This is a genomic window from Methylobacterium phyllostachyos (genome assembly GCF_900103445.1).
Classification (GTDB): Bacteria; Pseudomonadota; Alphaproteobacteria; order Rhizobiales; family Beijerinckiaceae; genus Methylobacterium; species Methylobacterium phyllostachyos.
The window spans coordinates 151,267-169,261 of record NZ_FNHS01000004.1 but is presented as its reverse complement, the minus strand read 5'-3'; the positions used below and the strand labels follow the sequence as shown (position 1 = coordinate 169,261).

13 protein-coding genes and 1 pseudogene are annotated in these 17,995 nt (G+C 70.3%); 7 read left to right on the top strand and 7 right to left on the bottom strand.

What is annotated here, in order from left to right; translation table 11 throughout:
* Positions 1–46: 46 nt before the first annotated feature.
* Positions 47–2,551 carry a PAS domain-containing protein gene (locus tag BLQ49_RS29595; protein ID WP_167627657.1) on the bottom strand — a complete coding sequence of 835 codons (2,505 nt, stop codon included), beginning with the start codon at positions 2,549–2,551 and terminating at the stop codon, positions 47–49.
* A gap of 5 nt (positions 2,552–2,556) precedes the next feature.
* Complete coding sequence (locus BLQ49_RS07875; RefSeq protein WP_091714770.1) at positions 2,557–2,772, bottom strand: type II toxin-antitoxin system ParD family antitoxin; 216 nt, start codon at positions 2,770–2,772, stop codon at positions 2,557–2,559.
* 186 nt (positions 2,773–2,958) lie between these two features.
* Here BLQ49_RS07875 and BLQ49_RS29590 point away from each other — a divergent pair, with 186 nt between their 5' ends.
* The 5 genes from BLQ49_RS29590 to BLQ49_RS07855 all read left to right on the top strand — a co-directional run bounded on the left by BLQ49_RS29590 (position 2,959) and on the right by BLQ49_RS07855 (position 10,888).
* Entirely contained in the window at positions 2,959–3,096 is a 138-nt protein-coding gene (locus tag BLQ49_RS29590) for a hypothetical protein (RefSeq protein WP_167627656.1), read from the top strand.
* A 134-nt stretch (positions 3,097–3,230) separates the two neighbouring features.
* Positions 3,231–4,055 carry a Crp/Fnr family transcriptional regulator gene (locus BLQ49_RS07870; protein WP_091714769.1) on the top strand — a complete coding sequence of 275 codons (825 nt, stop codon included), beginning with the start codon at positions 3,231–3,233 and terminating at the stop codon, positions 4,053–4,055.
* Complete coding sequence (locus tag BLQ49_RS07865; protein ID WP_091714766.1) at positions 4,052–7,237, top strand: PAS domain S-box protein; 3,186 nt, start codon at positions 4,052–4,054, stop codon at positions 7,235–7,237. The genes BLQ49_RS07870 and BLQ49_RS07865 overlap by 4 nt, the downstream gene beginning before the upstream one ends.
* Positions 7,238–7,324: 87 nt before the next feature.
* Positions 7,325–9,748: a PAS domain-containing protein gene (locus BLQ49_RS07860; RefSeq protein ID WP_244507501.1), complete on the top strand. Its 2,424-nt coding sequence runs from the start codon at positions 7,325–7,327 to the stop codon at positions 9,746–9,748.
* 234 nt (positions 9,749–9,982) lie between these two features.
* Positions 9,983–10,888: an SDR family oxidoreductase gene (locus BLQ49_RS07855; protein WP_091715129.1), complete on the top strand. Its 906-nt coding sequence runs from the start codon at positions 9,983–9,985 to the stop codon at positions 10,886–10,888.
* An 87-nt stretch (positions 10,889–10,975) separates the two neighbouring features.
* Here BLQ49_RS07855 and BLQ49_RS07850 read toward each other — a convergent pair whose 3' ends face one another.
* Positions 10,976–11,950, bottom strand: coding sequence for an HWE histidine kinase domain-containing protein (locus BLQ49_RS07850; protein ID WP_091714763.1), 975 nt, complete (start codon positions 11,948–11,950; stop codon positions 10,976–10,978).
* Positions 11,951–12,160: 210 nt separating this feature from the next.
* Positions 12,161–13,534 (bottom strand): sensor histidine kinase, encoded by a 1,374-nt coding sequence (locus BLQ49_RS07845; protein ID WP_091714761.1) that lies wholly within the window; start codon positions 13,532–13,534, stop codon positions 12,161–12,163.
* A gap of 188 nt (positions 13,535–13,722) precedes the next feature.
* Between BLQ49_RS07845 and BLQ49_RS07840 the strand changes: the two genes are divergently transcribed.
* Complete coding sequence (locus BLQ49_RS07840; protein WP_091714760.1) at positions 13,723–14,202, top strand: MarR family winged helix-turn-helix transcriptional regulator; 480 nt, start codon at positions 13,723–13,725, stop codon at positions 14,200–14,202.
* Positions 14,203–14,232: 30 nt separating this feature from the next.
* On the opposite strand, the gene BLQ49_RS07835 is transcribed toward BLQ49_RS07840, so the two are convergent.
* From BLQ49_RS07835 to BLQ49_RS07825, 3 genes and pseudogenes are all read right to left on the bottom strand, one after another.
* The gene (locus tag BLQ49_RS07835) at positions 14,233–15,051 is read right to left on the bottom strand and encodes a Crp/Fnr family transcriptional regulator (protein WP_244507500.1); all 819 of its coding nucleotides are present in this window, start codon (positions 15,049–15,051) and stop codon (positions 14,233–14,235) included.
* A 150-nt stretch (positions 15,052–15,201) separates the two neighbouring features.
* Entirely contained in the window at positions 15,202–15,486 is a 285-nt protein-coding gene (locus BLQ49_RS29585) for a hypothetical protein (RefSeq protein WP_167627655.1), read from the bottom strand.
* Positions 15,487–15,554: 68 nt separating this feature from the next.
* Positions 15,555–16,811: pseudogene (locus tag BLQ49_RS07825) on the bottom strand (flavin monoamine oxidase family protein).
* On the opposite strand from BLQ49_RS07825, the gene BLQ49_RS30215 reads away from it, so the two are divergent.
* The gene (locus BLQ49_RS30215; RefSeq protein ID WP_244507515.1) at positions 16,752–16,889 is read left to right on the top strand and encodes a hypothetical protein; all 138 of its coding nucleotides are present in this window, start codon (positions 16,752–16,754) and stop codon (positions 16,887–16,889) included. The pseudogene BLQ49_RS07825 and the gene BLQ49_RS30215 sit on opposite strands and share 60 nt — an antisense overlap.
* Positions 16,890–17,995 lie beyond the last annotated feature (1,106 nt).

The window sequence follows — 17,995 nt, the reverse complement described above, 5'->3', positions numbered from 1 at the left end:
GCCATGTAAACCCATCTCGACCCGCGGCTGCCACCCATCCGAAGGGCTAGCCCGCGAGGATGCGCCTGCGGCGTTGCCAGGTGGCGACCTTGCGCAGCAGCCGCGACAGGTCCTCGACCGAGTACGGCTTGTGCAGGAGCTCGAAGCCGTAGGTGCCGTTCTTCGCGAGCACGTGGCTGTAGCCGGAGGCCAGCAGGACGGGCAGGTCATGGTGCCGACGGCGGATCTCGTGCGCCAGGTCGATGCCGTTCATGCCCGGCATCACCACGTCCGAGAAGACGACGTCGAACCGGTCGGGATCCCTGTCCAACTCGGCCAGCGCCTCCTTGGCGTTCCCGGCCCAGACCGTCCGGTAGCCGAGCTCGGTCAGGGTCTGGGTGGCGAAGGTCCCGACGTCGATGTTGTCCTCGACGACCAGCACGCAGGTGCCGTGCCCGTCGGCGAGGGGCTCAGGCTCGGGCGGCTTCGCCTTCGCGGCTGTGTCCCCTCGGACCTGCGGCAGGTAGAGCGTGAAGGTCGTGCCGGCGCCGACTGTGCTTGAGACCGTGACCTCGCCGCCCGACTGCTTGGCGAAGCCGAACACCTGGGAGAGGCCGAGGCCGGTGCCCTGGCCCACGCCCTTGGTGGTGAAGAAGGGCTCGAAGATCTGGTCGATCCGGTCCGCTGGGATGCCGCAACCGGTATCCGTGACCGAGACCGCCACGAACGCACCCTTCACCGCGCCCTGTCGCGCTCGCCCTAGCATCCCCTCGACCGGGCGCACGCTGATCTTGAGCCGGCCCACGCCGTCCATCGCGTCGCGGGCATTCACGGCCATGTTCACGAGCGCTGTGTCGAACTGGCTCGGATCGGCGTCGACGAAGCAGGTTTCCGCTGGCAGGTCAGTCTCGATCTCGACGCGTGCGCCGGTGAGAGTGGCCATCATCTCGCCGATGGTCCGGACGCTGTCGCAGGCGGCGAACACCTCGGGTTTTAGGGCCTGACGCCGGGCGAAGGCCAGGAGTTGCCCGGTCAGCTTCGCGGCCCGGTCGACCGTGTCCGAGATCGCGTTGACGTAGCGGGTGCGCCGGTCCTCGGCGAGGTTGGGGCGCTTGAGCAGGTCGGTCGACGACTTGATGACCGTGAGCAGGTTATTGAAATCGTGCGCGACGCCTCCGGTCAACTGCCCGACCGCCTCCATCTTCTGGGCCTGCCGCAGGGCTTCCTCGGTCTGGCGCTGACTGGTGTTGTCGACCCCGATGCCGGTGCGCCGGACCGGCGCGCCGTCCGCGTCGTGGTAGGTATGACCACGTGAATGGACCCATCGGATCGCGCCGTTCGGGTGCACGATGCGGTATTCGAGTTCGAGGTCGCCGGGGTTCGTCAATCCCCGGGCCATGGTGTCCCGCAGGCTCGCCCTGTCCTCGGGGTGGACGTTTCCCAGGAACTCGGTCCGCTTGACGCCGCTCGCCCCCCGCGCCGGATCGAGCGCGTATAGCTCGGCGATGTTGGCGTCGTAGTGGAACCGGTCGGTGGCGACCTCGTAGGTCCAGGCGCCGACCCCGCCGACGGCCGACAGCGCCAGTCGGGCGAAGTCCTGGGTGTCGCGAAGCACCGCCTCGCGCTCCTTGTGGGCCGTCACGTCCCGGCCGCTGCCGTAGAGCCGACCGTTCTCGAAGGTCCCGGTCCAGGAGAACCAGCGGTAGCCTCCGTCCTTGTGGCGAAGCCGGTACTCGTAGGGCACCGTCAGCGGCCGGCTCATAATGCTCCCGAGGGCGGCTTGCGTCGGCGCGACGTCGTCGGGATGGGCGAGTTCCAGGGCGGGTGTGCCCACGAGTTCGTGGTTGTCCCAGCCCAGCAGGCGCGTCCATGCCTCGTTGACGGCCTCCAGGATGCCGTCGGCCGTGGCGATGGCCAGGAGGTCCTGCGACACGCGCCAGGCTCGGTCGCGCTCCTGGGTCCGGGTGGCGACGTCCCGCTCCAGTCGCTCGGCCAGGCGCGTTAGCTCGGCCTGGCTGCGGCGCAGGGCCTCGTCCGACCTGTGTCGCTCGATGGCCAGCGCGGCGGTTTGGGTGACGAAGGCGATGGCTTCGAGGTCGCCCTCGGTCGGCGCGCGGGGCTCGGCATAGTAAACGGCGAAGGTGCCGAGAACCGACCCCTCCGCGGTCCGGATCGGCGTCGACCAACAGGCGCGCAGGCCGTGCCCAAGGGCGAGCCCGGCAAAATCCTTCCAGAGCGGGTCGGTGGCGATGTCGTTCGCGTAGACGGGCTCGGCCCGGGCGATGGCCGTCCCACACGAGCCGACCCCTTCGCCGACGGCGATGCCGTCAATGGCGGCGTTGTAGGCGGCAGGCAGGCTTGGCCCCGCCCCGTGGCGCAGGAATCCGCCGTCGTCGCTCACGAACAGCACGGAGGTCATCATGTGCTGGCCGGAGCCCTGCTCGACGGCAAGGAGCAACTCCTCCAGCACCTCGTTCAGGGGGACGCCGCGGGCGATCCGGGCGAGCACATGGCGCTCGCGCTCGACGAGATGGCGAGCGGAGGCGCCGTCGTAGGTCCCGAAGCTCGGCATTGGGTTCAGGCTTGCCCGCGCGCGGGTTTGGTCGCCCCGACGGGGCGGCTGTCCCGTCCGGCCCTGGCAAGGGCGCGATCCTCGTCGCGCTCGATCAGCAGGCGCAGCCCGGCCCGGATGACCTCGCTGGCCGTGGCGTACTCGCCCCTGGCGATCTGGTCGGCGACGTAGCGGGCGAGCGGCGCCGTCAGGGCGACGTGCTGGGAGAACTTGGCGGCCATCCGACAAGCTACCATGCCGATGGACGGGTGACACCTTCGGCCACCCGGCCACCCGGCCATCCGCAGGCCGTTAGCCGCACCGCACCCTGACACCCGGCGGGCGGAGATCCCAAGGCCCTCAATTCTCTTGAGTGGGCCAGAAACTCCCCGGAACGTCCGGTTCGGTCATCCCGACCGGAGGCGACGATGACGGAGAAGAAGGGTCACGGCAGCGCGGCGGCCAAGAAGGCCAATGCCAAGGCGAGCCACGAAGGCAAGGCGAACCCGCGCAAGTCCTCCTCGGCCCAGGCCGAGCTCGGCAAGAAGGGCGGCAACAGCAAGTAGGTCCGCGTGAGCGCCGGCATGCAAGGATCGCCGTCATGGTGCTCAATCCGGCTATTGTCGTGTTGTGAACGCACGCAGGCCGTGGCAAGGGATGCGGAGGGGACCGCCTCGGTCATCCCCGTAATCCTCGCCCCATGCCTTCGCACACCACCATCCCGTTCGAGGGCAACCTGCTCCTCGACGCCCTCAACGCGCGGGACCGGGCGTTCGTGGAGCCGCATCTCGTGCGGACCGAGTGCGCGCGCGGAACAGTCCTGTTCGAGGTCGGCGACGACGTCTCGCAGGTCACTTTCCCGCTCCACCGCACAATCGCCACCCTGATCGTGCCGCTGCGCGGCGGCCGCACCGTCGAGACCGCCACGGTCGGGCACGAGGGCGCCATCGGCGGCGTGGTCAGCCAAGGCTACCTTCCGGCCTTCACCCGCTGCATCGTCCAGATCGAGGGCGCGGTCCTGTACATGGACGCGGACCGCCTGCGCGAGGCCAAGCGCGCCTCCCCGACCCTGAACGACCTGTTCGTGCGCTACGCCGACTGCCTGCTCGCCCAGATCCTGCAGTCGGTCGCCTGCAACGCCGCCCATCCCATCGAGCAGCGGGTCGTCCGCTGGCTGCTGACGCTGCAGGACAGGCTCGGCACCGACGCGCTGCCGGTCACCCAGAACGTGCTCGCGACCATGCTCGGCGTCGGTCGCAGCTACATCACCGGCGTCCTCGGGACGTTGCAGGACCAGGGGCTGATCGTGGTCGGGCGGGGACGCATCCACCTGCTCGACCGCGGTCGCGCCGAGGACGCCTGTTGCGAGTGCCATGGCCGTGTCCGGCAGCATTTCAACTCCGTCATGGGCGCTGTCACCGCGCCGGGCGGCGAGATCCTCGCGGTCGATGCGACGCCGGTCGACGCCGAGCCGCCGTGGCCCCCCGGGGCCGTCCCCCATGGCTCGCGGGAGGTGGCGAGATGAGCGCGGCGCTCGCCCCTCCCGCCGAGGCCTCCGACCGCGAGCGCCTGGGCGCCCTCGCGACCTACGGCATCCTCGACACGCCGCCCGAGCAGGGTTTCGACGACATCGTCGACCTCGCGGCGGAGATCTGCGCCACGCCGGTTGCGCTCGTCAGCCTGGTCGCCGGCGAGCGGCAATGGTTCAAGGCCAGGGTGGGCTTCGAGCCCTGCGAGATCCCGCTCGACCAATCGATCTGCGCCCACGCGCTGGCGCGGCCCGACCTGCTCGTGATCCCGGACCTGACGCAGGACCCGCGCACCAGGGAGAACACGCTCGTCACGGGCGAGCCCCACCTGCGCTTCTACGCCGGCGCGCCCCTTGAGACGCCGGACGGCCAGCGCCTCGGCACCCTTTGCGTGATCGACGACGTGCCGCGGCCCGAAGGGCTGACCCCGTCGCAGGCTTCGTCCCTGCGCAAGCTCGCCGGCCAGGTGGTCGCGCAGATGGAGCTGCGCAGGGCCGTCAAGTTTCGGGATGCGGCCCTGGCCGAGCAGCGCGCCACGCTGCTGCGGCACGACGCCCTTGCCGAGGCGCAGGATGCCGTCTCGGCGGCGAAGGGCGACCTCGATGCCAGCCTCGACGCGCTCGTCGCCGGCGCGATGCGGGCGGTCCCGCAGGCGGAGGGCGGCGTCATCGAGATGCGGGAGGGCGACGAGCTCGTCTACCACGCCGTGCGGGGCAGCCTCGTCCCCCACAAGGGATTGCGCCTGCCCCTGCGCGGGAGTCTGTCGGGGCATAGCCTGCGCATCGGCCTGCCGGTCTCGTGCCCGGACGTCCTCCTCGACGACCGGGTCAAGCGGGACGTGGTCGGCCCGCTCGGGATGCGCTCCGCCCTGTGCGTGCCGGTGATGCGCGCCGGGACGGCCATTGGCGTGCTCAAGCTTCAGTCGGGCCGGGTCGACGCCTTCACGGACGGGGACCTGGAGTTCGTCCGCCTGTTCGCCGGCACCGTCGCGGCCGGCCTGGCGCAGGCCGGCGAGGCGGAGGCGCAACGTCTCGTCCGCAAGGGCCGGGACCGGTACAGGGCGGTGTTCAACAGCGCCATCGACTACGCCATCATCGTCATGGGGCTCGACGGGCGCGTCGACGACTGGAACGAGGGCGCCACGCGCATCCTCGGCTGGTCGCCGGCAGAGATGGTCGAGCGGCCGGCCGACGTGTTCTTCACGCCCGAGGACCGGGCGAACGGCATCGCGGCCAAGGAGATGCAAGCCGCGCTGGAGCATGGGCGCGGCATCGACGAGCGCTGGCACGTCCGCAAGGACGGCACCCGCTTCTGGGCCAACGGCGAGATGATGGCGCTGCGCGACGAGGCCGGGACCGCCATCGGCTTCCTCAAGATCCTGCGCGACCGCACCGAGCAGCGCGACGCCGCCGCGCGCCTCCAGGAGAGCGAGGCGTTCCTGCGCAGCGTGCTTGATTCCTCGGCCGACTGCATCAAGGTGCTCGACCTCGACGCCTGCCTCGGCTTCATGAACCAAGGCGGCCAGAGCGTCATGGAGGTCGACGACTTCGATGGCGTCGCCGGGATGGACTGGACGGAGTTCTGGGACGAGCCCGGAAAGGCGGATGCCCGGGCGGCCGTCGCGGCGGCGCTCGCCGGCGGCGTCGGTCGCTTCACCGGCCCGGCCTGCACGCTGAAGGGCACGCCCAAGTGGTGGGACGTGCAGGTCACCCCGATCCGCGACGGCGACGGCGCGGTCGCCAGGCTGCTGGCCGTCTCGCGCGACATCACCGCCAGCCGGCAGGCGGAGGAGGCGCTCGTCGCGAGCGAAACCCGCTACCGCGACCTCTACGACAGCATCGACGCGGGCTTCTGCGTCATCGAGGTGAAGCTCGACCCGGACGAGCGCCCGCTCGACTACCGCTTCATGGAGGTGAACCCGGCCTTCGAGCGCCAGTCCGGCCTCAGGGACGTCCTCGGCAAGTGGATGCGCGAGCTTGCCGAAGGCCACGAGGAGCACTGGTTCGAGATCTACGACCGCATCGCGCGCGGCGGGGTCGCCGAGCGGTTCGAGCACGTGGCGAGCGCCCTCGGCAACCAATGGTTCGAGGTCTACGCCTACCCGTTCGGCGAGCCGGGCTCGCACCAGGTTGCGATCCTGTTCAACGACATCACCGCCCGCAGGCGCACCGAGGACGCGCTGCGGGCGAGCGAGGCCAGCCAGCGCTCGATCCTGGAGACCGTGCCGGTCGGCATCCTGTTCGCCGAGGCGCCGTCCGGGCGCATCGTCGGTGGCAACACCCGGATCGAGGAGATCCTGGGTCACCCGGTCCTCCCGTCGTCGAACGTGGAGGCCTATCGCGAGTGGCACGCGGTGCACGAGGACGGACGGCCGGTCGAGGCGGAGGAATACCCCCTCGCCCGTGTGATCCGGGGTGAGGCGGAGCGGGCCGAGTTGCAGGTGCGCTACCGGCGCGGCAACGGCAGCGAAGTCTGGATCGACATCGTCGCCGTGCCCGTGCGCGGGCAGGACGGGGCCGTCACCGGCGCGGTTGCCGCCGTGTCGGACATCGACGCGCGCAGGCGCGCCGAGGAGCAGCGCGACCTGCTCAACAACGAGCTCAGCCATCGCATGAAGAACCTGCTGGCGATGGTGCAGGCCATCGCCGCCAACACCCTGCGGGGCGCGACGGACGTCGAGGCGGCCAAGGAAGTCCTCGCCGACCGCTTGATAACGCTGGGCAAGGCGCACGATCTCCTGCTCGGGGGCGCGGTGGAGCATGCCGCTTTGGAACAGGTCGTCCGGGGGGGCGTCGGCCTCCAAGACGACGGCACCGGCCGGGTCGCCTATCGGGGCCCGCCGGTCGAGATCGGCGGCCGGGCCGCCCTGGCCCTGGCGCTGATGACGCACGAACTCGCGACCAACGCCGCCAAGTACGGCGCGCTCTCCACGCCGGGCGGCCGCGTCGATGTCGCGTGGTCTCTGACCGGCGTCGAGGCGGATGCCGTCCTGTCCATATCCTGGTGCGAGCGGGGCGGCCCGCCGGTCTCACCGCCAACCCGGAAGGGGTTCGGCTCGCGACTGATCGAGCGCGGCCTCGTCAGCGCCGTCGACGGCAGGATCGCCCTGACCTACCCGCCGGAGGGCGTGCGCTGTGTCGTCGAGGCACCGCTGCGCAACTTCCAGGATGTCCTTTGACATCGTGCCGCAACGCCGGCCAGGGCTCGCCGTTGATGTCCGGCCGTCGGTCCGGGCGGGGTGTAACCAAGAATGCCGGTTGAGTCCGTGTCGCGTCCGAAGGAGTTCCCGCAGGAAGGTGGCGAGATGGGTGCGCTGGTCCGCGCCCACGACTGGTCGCGCACGCCGCTCGGCCCAAGCGAGGGCTGGCCGGCCGCCCTCAAGGTCGCTCTGAACCTCGTCCTCGCCTCGCCCGAGAGCATGTTCCTGGCCTGGGGCCCGGACCTGACGTTCTTCTTCAACGACACCTACAGGCCGATCCTGGGGCCGCGGCTGTCCCGCGCGCTCGGCGCCCCGATGCCGGAACTCTGGTCGGACGTCTGGGAGCAGGTCCGGCCCGTGATCGAGCTGGCCCTGGCCGGGACCGCCAGCCGCTTCGACGACCTGCCCCTCGCCATGGCCCGGCACGGCGTCGAGGAGGAGACGTGGTGGTCGTTCTCCTACTCGCCGATCCGCGACGAGCACGAGGCCGTCGTCGGATTGTTCTGCGTCGTCAACGAGACCACGCAGCGCGTCCTCACCGAGCGGGCCCTGCGCGCGCGGGAAGCTGAACTCCTGCTCATCACCGACAGCCTTCCGCTCCTCATCGCCTTCATCGACCGCGGCCTCGTCTACCGCTTCGCGAACCGGGCCTACGAGGACTGGTTCGCTAGGGCGCCGGAGGACGTCGTCGGACTGCATGTCCGCGACCTGCTTGACGCAATGGATTACTCGGCGAGGGAGGACGCATTCACGCGCGTGCTCTCCGGGGAGCCGGCGCGGCTCGAACTCGACTGGCCCCGGCGGGACGGAAGCCCGCGCATCGCCGACATCCGCTACCTGCCGCGCCGGGCAGAGGACGGGACGGTCGACGGCTTCTACGTGTTCGTACTCGACGTCACCGACCGCAAGCAGGTCGAACGGATGCTGCGCGAGACGAACGAGGACCTCGAACGAAGGGTCGAGGAGCGGACGCGGCAGCTGGACCAAGTCTGGCGCCACTCCCGGGACATGCTGTGCGTGGCGGACTTCGGGGCACGCTTCGTGAGCCTGAACCCCGCATGGGCCGCGACGCTCGGCTGGTCCCCCGAGGAGATGATGGCGGCCTCCTTCCTCGACCTGGTGCATCCGGACGACCGCGACGCCACGGTGACGGCGATGTCCGGGCTGGCGCGGGGCGAGAGCGTGCTGGGGTTCGAGAACCGCTATCGCCACAAGGACGGCGGCTACCGCTGGCTGGCGTGGAACTCGGTGCCGCGGGACGGGCTGATCTACGGCGTGGTCCGCGACATCACGTTCGAGAAGAGCCAAACCGCAGCCCTCGTGACCGCCGAGGAGGCCCTACGGCAGGCGCAGAAGATGGAAGCCATCGGCCAGCTCACCGGGGGCGTGGCGCATGACTTCAACAACCTGCTCACGGTGATCAAGTCCTCGACCGACCTGCTCAAGCGGCCCGAACTCCCGGACGAGCGCCGCCTGCGATACGTCGGGGCCATCTCCGACACCGTCGACCGGGCCGCCAAGCTGACGGCGCAACTGCTCGCCTTCGCCCGCCGGCAGGCCCTGAAACCGGAGGTGTTCGAGGTCGGACGCAGCCTCGGCGCGGTCGGCGACATGATCGGCACGCTCACGGGCTCGCGAATCGCCGTCGACGTCCGGGTGGCCGGCGCGGCGTGCTTCGTCGATGCCGACCTGAGCCAGTTCGACACGGCCATCGTCAACATGGTCGTCAACGCCCGCGACGCCATGGGCGGGGAAGGCGACTTGGTGATCGCGATGGCCGAGGCCGCCGGCGTCCCGGCCATCCGCGGGCATGGTCCCGTCCCCGGGCCGTATGTCGCCATCGCCATCTCCGATACCGGCGCCGGCATCGCGCAGGCCGACATCGAGCGCATCTTCGAGCCGTTCTTCACCACGAAGGGGGTCGGTCACGGCACCGGCCTCGGCCTCAGCCAAGTCTTCGGGTTTGCCAAGCAGTCCGGCGGCGACGTCGCGGTCGAGAGCGAGGTCGGCCGGGGCACCACCTTCACCCTGTACCTGCCAAGGGTCGAGGCGCCCCTCGGCGCGGGCGATATCGACGTCGAGCCAGAGGAGCTCGTGGACGGCCACGGCACCCGCGTCCTGGTGGTCGAGGACAACGTCGAGGTCGGGAGGTTCGCGACCCAGTCCCTGGCGGAGCTCGGTTACGCGACGGTTTGGGCGGCGAACGCGGCGGAGGCGCTGGCCGAGTTGGCGAAGGACGGAGGCCGGTTCGACGTCGTGTTCTCCGACGTGGTCATGCCCGGCATGGACGGGATCGAGCTCGGGCACGAGATCCGGAAGCTGTACCACGACCTTCCGGTGGTGCTGACCTCCGGCTACAGCCACGTGCTGGCGAAGAACGGCACCTACGGCTTCGAGCTCCTGCACAAGCCGTATTCGGTAGCCGAGTTGTCGCGCGTCCTGCGCAAGGTCGCGGCGTGGCGGCGGCGGAAGAGCGCTTTGGGGGCATAGCACCGACGCCGAGGCGACGTTCCGGGTGAGGACATGTCAGGGGTCCGAGGTCGATACGACCGACGGTCCCATGCGATCATCGGAAGAGGGCGCGGCGAGGACCCGTCAGGTCACGGCGGGCGCGTCGCGGAACCCACCGGAGCGACGGGGATTGGCCATGATCCCCGGGCAGCCCTTCTTCCCCGACGCGTCGCGCAGGCTGTCCCGGCCCGAGCCGGCGCTATGGAACACCAGATGACAGATGCCTCGGACTTGCGCCTGAAGATGCAGGACCCCCGCACCCAGTACCCGCAGCCGCCGTTCCAGCGCCAGCCGCAGGAGGCCCCGGGCCTCGCGCAGGCGATGAAGCCTAAGCCCGACCACGGCGAGACCAGCTACCGGGGCCACGGGCGACTGGAGGGCCGGAAGGCCCTTGTGACCGGCGCCGATTCCGGCATCGGGCGGGCCGCCGCCATCGCCTTCGCCCGCGAGGGCGCCGACGTGGCGCTGAGCTTCGTCGAGGACGAGATGCCCGACGCCCAGGAGGTCGCCAAGCTAATCGAGGCGGAGGGTCGCAAGGCGGTCCTGCTCCCGGGCGACATCACCGACAAGGCTTTTTGCGAGGCTCTCGTGAAAAAGGCCGTGACCGATCTCGGCGGCCTCGACCTCCTGGTCAACAACGCCGGCAAGCAGACGAACCAGAAGGACATCGGCGACATCACCGACGAGCAGTTCGACCGGACGCTCAAGACGAACCTTTACGCCATGTTCTGGATCACCAAGGCGGCGCTGCCGCACATGCCGGCGGGCGCGTCCATCATCAACACCGCCTCGGTCGTGGCCTACAACCCGCCCCAGATCCTCGTGGACTACGCGACCACCAAGGCCGGCATCGTCGCCTTCTCGAAGGCCTTGGCCAAGCAGCAGGTGGCTAACGGCATCCGCGTGAATGCGGTGGCGCCGGGTCCCTTCTGGACGGCCCTTCAGCCCTCTGGTGGGCAGCCGCAGGAAGCCGTCGAGAAGTTCGGCTCCGAGGTGCCGCTGGGCCGTCCCGGCCAGCCTGTCGAGCTCGCGCCGGTCTACGTGTTCCTGGCGAGCCAGGAGGCGAGCTACGTCACCGGCGAGGTCTACGGCGCCACCGGCGGCAACGGCACCGCGTAGGCTTCCCGAGGCATCGCCCGAACGAAGCGGCCCGCCGGAGCCGTGGCGCCTGCGAGCGCCACGGCGGCACGTACGCGGCACCCGAGGTCAGCCGGCCCGGTCACGCGTGAGCGGGATACGGACGCTGATCCGCAGGCCGTCGGCGTCGGAGTCCACACCGACCTCCGCCGCCGTCTGCGCCGTCAGGATCTTGTTGAGCAACCGCATGCCGAAACCCTCGCGGGTCGGCAGGGACGGCGGCGGCCCGTCGTGCTCGTTCCAGGTCCATGCGAGGTGAGGCCCGTCCGGCGCGTCCTCGACAGCCCACGTCACGGCGACCCGTCCGCCCGGGTGACCCAGCGCGCCATGGCGGAGCGCGTTGGTCGTCAGTTCGTGCAGCGCCATGCTGACGGGCACCGCCAGGTCCGAGGGCAACCGCAGGTTCGGGCCCTCAAGCGAGATGCGCCCGCCCTCGCGGTAGGGGTCGAGCTCTGCCCGGAGCAACCCCTCGAACGAGGCAACCTGCGCCTGGTCCTCGGTGATCAGCGCGTGCGTCCGGGCGAGCGACATGATCCGCCCCGTGAAGGCGTTCATGAACTCGGGCATCGACACCGACGAGCGCATGGTGGCGTTGAGGACGGCCTGAACGGTGGCAAGGGTGTTCTTCACCCGGTGGTGCAGTTCGCGCACCAGCAGCGCCTGCCGGCCCTCGTAGGCCCGGCGTTCCGTCACGTCGCGCTGCGCGGCGACCCAGTGGGCGATCCGCCCGTCCCCCGCACGCACGGGGGTGATCAGCCACTCGACCCAGTAGGTCGAGCCGTCGGCACGGTAGTTGAGCGCCTCGCCCCGGAACGCCTCGCCGGCCATGAGGAAGGCCCTGGTCCGGTCGAGAACCGCGCGGTCGGTGCCCGGGCCCTGGAGGAACCGTGGGCTTCGCCCCACCGCCTCCTCCGCCGCGTAGCCGGTGAGCCGGGTGAAGGCCGGGTTGGCGTAGACGATGACCGGACCGGGCTCGTCGAGGTCTGCGGTGGTGATGAGGATGGCCTCGCCGGTCGCCTCGACCGCGGCCCGAAGGAGTGCCATGTCGATCCCACCGGGACCGCTCTCGTCTGGACGCGACACCCGAACCCACTCCCGAACCGGTTTTCCGGCCCCGTGACCCGGCATGCGGGACGCCCAGGACGCCTGACCTAAAATATAACCCTGGCTCTCTCGGCCGGTTGCCGTCCGGCCTGCAAGCCCCCACCGTGCCGCGGGCGGACATGCCCCAGGCCGGCACGGAAGATCGAGACGTCAGGCCTCGGCGAGGATGGTGGCGGGCAGCCGGACCGTGTAGGTCGTTCCGGTCTTGCCCGAGGCGGAAGCCAGGCTGCCGCCGACCTGGCGCACGAACGCCTCGACGAAGCGCGAGCCCTTGCCCGAGGCCGGGCCGCTGCCGGTGGTCGCCGCGAGGCCGACCCCATCGTCGGCCACCGTCAGCACGACCTCGCCGTCGCGACGCCCGAAGCCGAGCGCGATGCAGCCGTGCCCCCCTGGGAAGGCGTACTTGACCGCGTTCGTCGCCAGCTCGTTGACGATCAGCCCGATGGTCACCGCGTGGTCGGCCACGATGGCCAGCGGCTCCGCCTCGACCTCGATCCGCACGCCGGCCTCGGCGCCGAGCAGGCTGGAGCGCAGGCTGCCGGCGATGCCCTCCAGGTAGGGACCCACCGGCACCGGCCCGAGGGACGCCGAGCGCGAGATCACGTCGTAGAGCCCCGCCACCGCGCCGATCCTGGCCTGCATCGCCTTGTAGCCGGCGATGCACGGCTCGGCGGCGCGACGGATCTCGTAGGACACGAACGAGGTGATGATCTGCAGGCTGTTCTTGATCCGGTGCGCGAGTTCGGCGGCGAGCAGGTCGCGGTGCCGCTCCAGCAGGCGCGCCTCGGTCACGTCCTCGAACACGAGCAGCAGCCGGGTGACGTGGTTGCCGGGCCGGTGGACCTTGCGCGCGTTGAGCTTGAAGATGCGCCGGCCGAGGCCCGGGAACTCGTCCTCGACCTCGAAGCCGTCGAGCGCGGCGTCGTCCGGCACCACCCGGGCGAGCAGGCTCTGCAGCCGCCCGACCTTCCACTGCCCCTGCGCGAGGTCGTAGAGCGAGCGCCCGACAAGGTCGCCACCCTCGTCGCCGAACAGGCGCACGAACGCCCGGCTCGCCGCCGCGACCGTCATGTCGCCCTCCAGCACGACCATCGGGTCGCGCACGGTGTCGACGATGCTTCGGGCGAGGCGACCCTGCCGCTCGGCCTCGCCGCGGGCCTCGTGCTCGGCGGTGATGTCGTCGATGGCGAGCAGCAGGAACGGGACGTGGTTGCCGGGCCGGAACACCTTGCGCGCGTTGAGGCGCATGCACTTGACCCCGATGCCGGGGAAGTCGTGTCCGACCTCGTAACCCTCGACGGTCCCGTCGCGCGGCACGACCTCGACGAGCAGCCGGCGCAGCTCGGGGATGTCCCACTGGCCGTTGCCGAGCTCGAACAGGGGACGCCCGACCGTGGCCTCCGGCTCGACCGCGAAGGTCCGGTAGAAGGCGCGGTTGGCCGAGTGGACGTTGAGGTCCATGTCCAGAACCAGCAGGCTCGACGGTACGGTGTCGACGATGTCCTGCGCGCTGACGCTGTCCATGACCCCGCTCCAACCGTTCCCCTGGGCGGCGCAGGCGCCGGTTGGTCGGGCGCGGGGGCCCACGCCTCAAGTCGCCGCTCTTCCCTGTGCTTTCGACCTCATCGCGCGTATCACGGCCCGCGGGCCTTGTCATTCGCGCGTGGACCTTACAGACGTGTATCGTTCGCGTGAGGACGGGTGGCCTGCCGATGATGTCTCCGAAGCGACCGGGCCTGAGGCTTGACGACCAGATCTGCTTCGCCCTGTACGCCGCCACGAACGCCGTGACCCGGGCCTACAAGCCCCTCCTGGCCGAGCTCGGCCTGACCTATCCGCAGTACCTCGTCATGCTCGCGCTCTGGCAGGACAGCGCGATGGCCGGAACCGACCTGGCCGCGCGGCTTGAGGTCGGGCCGAGCGCGGTGACGCCCCTCGTCGACAGGCTGGAATCCGCGGGCTTCGTGACCCGCGTCCGGGCCGCAGACCGGCGGGTGGTCATGGTCGCGCCCACCGCGGCCGGCCTGGCGCTGGAGGAGAAGGCCGTGAAGGCGCAGCGGGCGGTCGTCCGCCGCACGGGCCTCGGCGCGAGGCCGCTGGCCGACCTGCGCCGCGAGTTGAGGGCGCTCGCCGACCGCGTCGTCGCGCCCGATCCGTCTTCCCGTGGCGCGGGCCGGGAGACGAGAGCGTGACATCGTCGGCCGGCGCGGCGCGGGACGCCGTCAGGCCGGGCGTGGGCGGGGCCGATCCGGTTGGGTCCGAGGGCCGGTTCCCGACGTGGCCGCCACCGGCACCGGGAGCGGCCACGTCGGGCCGGGGGCAGGCTTCGACGGGCTCGGCTCTCGGGCGCCTCGGTGCCCGCCCGGGCCGATGACGGCGGCATCGGTGCGGGCGTCGTCGCGCCGGAGGTGGAGGTAGGCCGGATCGAAATCGGCGGCTTCCGCGAGCGCGTCCCAATCGTGGATGACCAGGCGCCCGCCGCCGAGTGTGATCAAGCCCTGGTCGCGGAGCTCCTTCAGCACGCGGTTGACGTGGACCGCCGTGACCCCGAGGGCGTCGGCAAGCTCGGACTGGGTGAGGCGGAAGTCGCAGGCGCGACCGTGGGCGAGGTCCACGGCCTCCAGCCTCGTCAACAACTCGCAGAACAGGTGCGCCAGGCGGCCGTAGGCCTCGCGGCGACCGTTGTTGAGCAACCACTCGCGTGCCAGCGAGCCCTCGATCAGCGTGGTCCGCCAGAAGGCGTCGGCGAGCCTGGGGTGGGCGGCGAGCATCCCCCGGACCGCGTCGTGGCCCACCGAGCCGATGCGCAGCGTCGTGACGGCGGCGATGCTGAAGTCGAGCACTTCGAGCTGCAGGCACTGGAAGCCCGGCACGTCGCCCGGCACGTAGAAGGCGGTGACCTGCCGCCCGCCCTCGTTCGTGGTCTTGTAGGCGGCGGCGATGCCGTCGAGGACCGTGAAGCACCGTGCCGGGCGGTCGTTCTCGACCACGACGTCCTGGTGGGGTTCGTATGCGCTGACCTGCATGGGAAGGCCCGCCAAGGCCGCGCTCTGCCTGCGACAGGTCGAAGAGCGCGACGCTCTCTATCTTGCGCACGAACGGTCGGTGGACCGCCCCGACGTCATCGCCCATGGCCCAATCCCCGGCAGACCGAAGGCGTGGTTATAGGACGCGATGCACGCCTCGCCATGTCACCGCTGGGACAATCCTCCCCGTTCACAAGGAAGGCGGCCCGGGGCGGCCATCAACTCGCGGATGCGTGCAGCCAAGGAGTCGATGGCGAATGGCTTGGTCAGGACCGACATGCCCGACGGACGCTTCGCCGTTGTGGCGGTGCTCGCCTCCGGCGAGGTCTTCCGGCGCGTCGGCTTGGCGACCATGGCCGAGGCTGAGGAGGCCGAAGGGGTCCTGCGCGCGATCATGGCCGCCTGCGGCGCCAGGGTCGTCGTGACCCCGTCGCTCCTGAGTGATGCCACGGCCGTGTCGCCTGCTGGTCGACGCACTGCGCCATCGGGAACAAGGTCGCCAGAGGGTATGAACGTTCTCAGGCGGCTGTGAGAGGACCTCGCCGGCCGAAAAGGTTCCTCTCCCGAAGCGCCGCCATGGCCTCGTCGGCGGCGCGTTCGCCGCTGTCGTGCGCCCCATGTGCGGTCGTGAAGTCGAACGGGTGCGTCGCCTCGCCGGCGAAGAACAGCCGGTCCTCGAACGGTTGAGCCAGCCGTCCCCGCGCCTGCGACCTGCCCGGCAGAGCGCAGCTATAGGCACCACCGATGGCGGCAATCCGGCTCCATGACGTGGCCGCGAGCGGCCGGATGGCCGAGGCCACGTCACTTCCGAACAAGGCGGCCAACTGAGCGGACACGTACGCGAAGCCGGCGGCCGGGCCCTCCTCCTCCAGCATCCGTGCGCCGTCGCCCCCGAGGAACGCCTCGATGACAGGCCAGCCGTTGGGCCGGATGGAGTAGGATGCGGACCTCGGGTCGCGAAGGTTGCCGTAAGCATGCGTGTCCGGCCCGAATGCGCTGTCGCGCCCGATCTCCAGGAAAACCTTCTCGTTGCGCCCGAGCGGCAGGGCGGCGGCCGCCTCGCGCCAGGGCTCGGTCCCGGGTGGCAGGCGGATGGCCTCATTGGCCAGGACCGCGGTCGAGACCGTGAGGATGGCGGCCTTTGCGTGGACGGTGCCAGCCCGCGTTGAGACGGCGACGCCGTCCGCCGTCAGGTCGATCCGCTCGACGGGGGTCGCCAGGCGGAGCGCCACCTCGGGCGGGAGGCTGGCGGCGACAAGGGTGCCGTAGCCGAACGGCAGGTTCCAGTTCTTGCCGGTCGAGGCGTCGTCGTAGGCCAGGTAGTCGGTGGCGGAGATCAGCTCGGGCGCGACCCCGCTCATGAAGCCGGCAATGGCCCGCACGTAGGCGTTCCACTCACCCCCGGGCTCCAAGGCGTCGCTCGCCTTGTCGCTGCCCGACGCGACTGCCCGGAGCCGCTCCTCCCAGTCGCCGAACGCCTTTCGGGCCGCCTCCTCGGCGTCCTCGTCTCGGGCGATGCCAGGATGCGCCTGCGCCCACGGCGGGTCGCTCCGGTCGACCGGGAAGCCCGACGCCTCGGCGATGCCGACCCATGCGTTGCGGTCGCCCGAGTGCAGCCACTCGCAGCCAAGGTCGAGGGGATAGCCTGCGAGGTCCTAGGTGTAGGCGCGGCCCACGAGGCGCGGGGAGGCCTCCAGTAACAGGCACGAGGCACCATGAGCCGCGAGCTTCCGCGCGGCGCCGATGCCGGCTGCTCCGCCCCCTACGACGATCACGTCGAATTCGCTGGTCATGGAGCCAAGGTGAGGGCGGCCGACCTGCCTTCCAAGATTACCGCGGCCATCGCGCCGTAGACTCCTACGCTTCAGCCGCCGACGGAGGCCCCATCTGCTCGGGAACATCCCCGGCCGGCGCTCTCTCGACTTATACCCCTCCGTCGCCGGATGCTCATCGGCATGCACATGCCGATGAGCGTCTGCCACCCTCATAGTCCTCCATTTCGCTCTCCTGTCGCGCGTTCCGCGTCGCCGCTAGCCGCCGACACAGTTCTAGAAGCCCAACCGGGCCGAGGTAGACGAGGCCGAGCAGCCTCTCGCAGAGTGCCTGGGTGGCTTCTGCACTTAAACGATCGGCGCCCAGCCACTCGGCCTCCGCTGTCCATCTGGCGCGGTGAACCGTTTCCGCTTCCGTGTGCTTGCGCGCGATCAGTCCGAGCCTCACGGCCGCCGCCTGCCTTTCAATTCCTCCAATCATGACGGCCTCCTGAGCGCCTTTTACAGTCCGGGACGATGGACTGGTCGGGCTTCGCGTACAGCGAGGCCTCGACGGCGTCGCCCCCGCGGTTTAGGGCCTGGGTGTTCCCGAAGGCATGACGCATACAGGGCGTCGGATCGTCGAATGCCGTGTTGATGGCCTCGGTCGCGCCCCGGCTTGCGGCCTCGGCAACCTCCGAGGCCGTCCACGCGCAGGCGCGCCGGTACCGATCGAGCGACGTCTCGCTTAGGAACGCCGCCATCCAGGCGCCCACGCGTCATCAAGGTCTGAAGTGAAGTCGATGCCGGCCATGCTAGCGACGATGCGCCGACGGGCGCGGCAGGTTCCAGGCCACGCCTGACCCCGAATCTCGATCCATGCATAGCAGGAATGGATCGTCCATCTTTCCCCATGGCTGCTTATGAAGCCATGCATTCCCCCATGGGCGCCCATGGTTCGTCCCATGGGCCTAGCTGCTACCCCGAAAATAAAGTTGCCAGGCCCAGGGAGCGCCGCCAGCCGGTTTGGCGATGCGGGATGAGAAATATGACCCGGCACTGAAAGTCATGGCCGTCTAATGGCCCATTTCCCGTTTTCCATGGGTCCAGACCCCTCTCCCTACCCCATGGGGAGGCGATCCATGGGCGGCATGGGGTCGGCGCTGGCGACGGCTAAACACCTCTGGTCACTGGCCCTTCCGCGGGTG

Excerpts from the sequence above, each read along its gene's own strand:
- BLQ49_RS29595 (WP_167627657.1), bottom strand. The coding sequence starts at position 2,551 with ATGCCGAGCTTCGGGACCTACGACGGCGCCTCCGCTCGCCATCTCGTC.
- BLQ49_RS07875 (WP_091714770.1), bottom strand. The coding sequence starts at position 2,772 with ATGGCCGCCAAGTTCTCCCAGCACGTCGCCCTGACGGCGCCGCTCGCC.
- BLQ49_RS29590 (WP_167627656.1), top strand. The coding sequence starts at position 2,959 with ATGACGGAGAAGAAGGGTCACGGCAGCGCGGCGGCCAAGAAGGCCAAT.
- BLQ49_RS07870 (WP_091714769.1), top strand. The coding sequence starts at position 3,231 with ATGCCTTCGCACACCACCATCCCGTTCGAGGGCAACCTGCTCCTCGAC.
- BLQ49_RS07865 (WP_091714766.1), top strand. The coding sequence starts at position 4,052 with ATGAGCGCGGCGCTCGCCCCTCCCGCCGAGGCCTCCGACCGCGAGCGC.
- BLQ49_RS07855 (WP_091715129.1), top strand. The coding sequence starts at position 9,983 with ATGACAGATGCCTCGGACTTGCGCCTGAAGATGCAGGACCCCCGCACC.
- BLQ49_RS07850 (WP_091714763.1), bottom strand. The coding sequence starts at position 11,950 with ATGGCACTCCTTCGGGCCGCGGTCGAGGCGACCGGCGAGGCCATCCTC.
- BLQ49_RS07845 (WP_091714761.1), bottom strand. The coding sequence starts at position 13,534 with ATGGACAGCGTCAGCGCGCAGGACATCGTCGACACCGTACCGTCGAGC.
- BLQ49_RS07840 (WP_091714760.1), top strand. The coding sequence starts at position 13,723 with ATGATGTCTCCGAAGCGACCGGGCCTGAGGCTTGACGACCAGATCTGC.
- BLQ49_RS30215 (WP_244507515.1), top strand. The coding sequence starts at position 16,752 with ATGAGCCGCGAGCTTCCGCGCGGCGCCGATGCCGGCTGCTCCGCCCCC.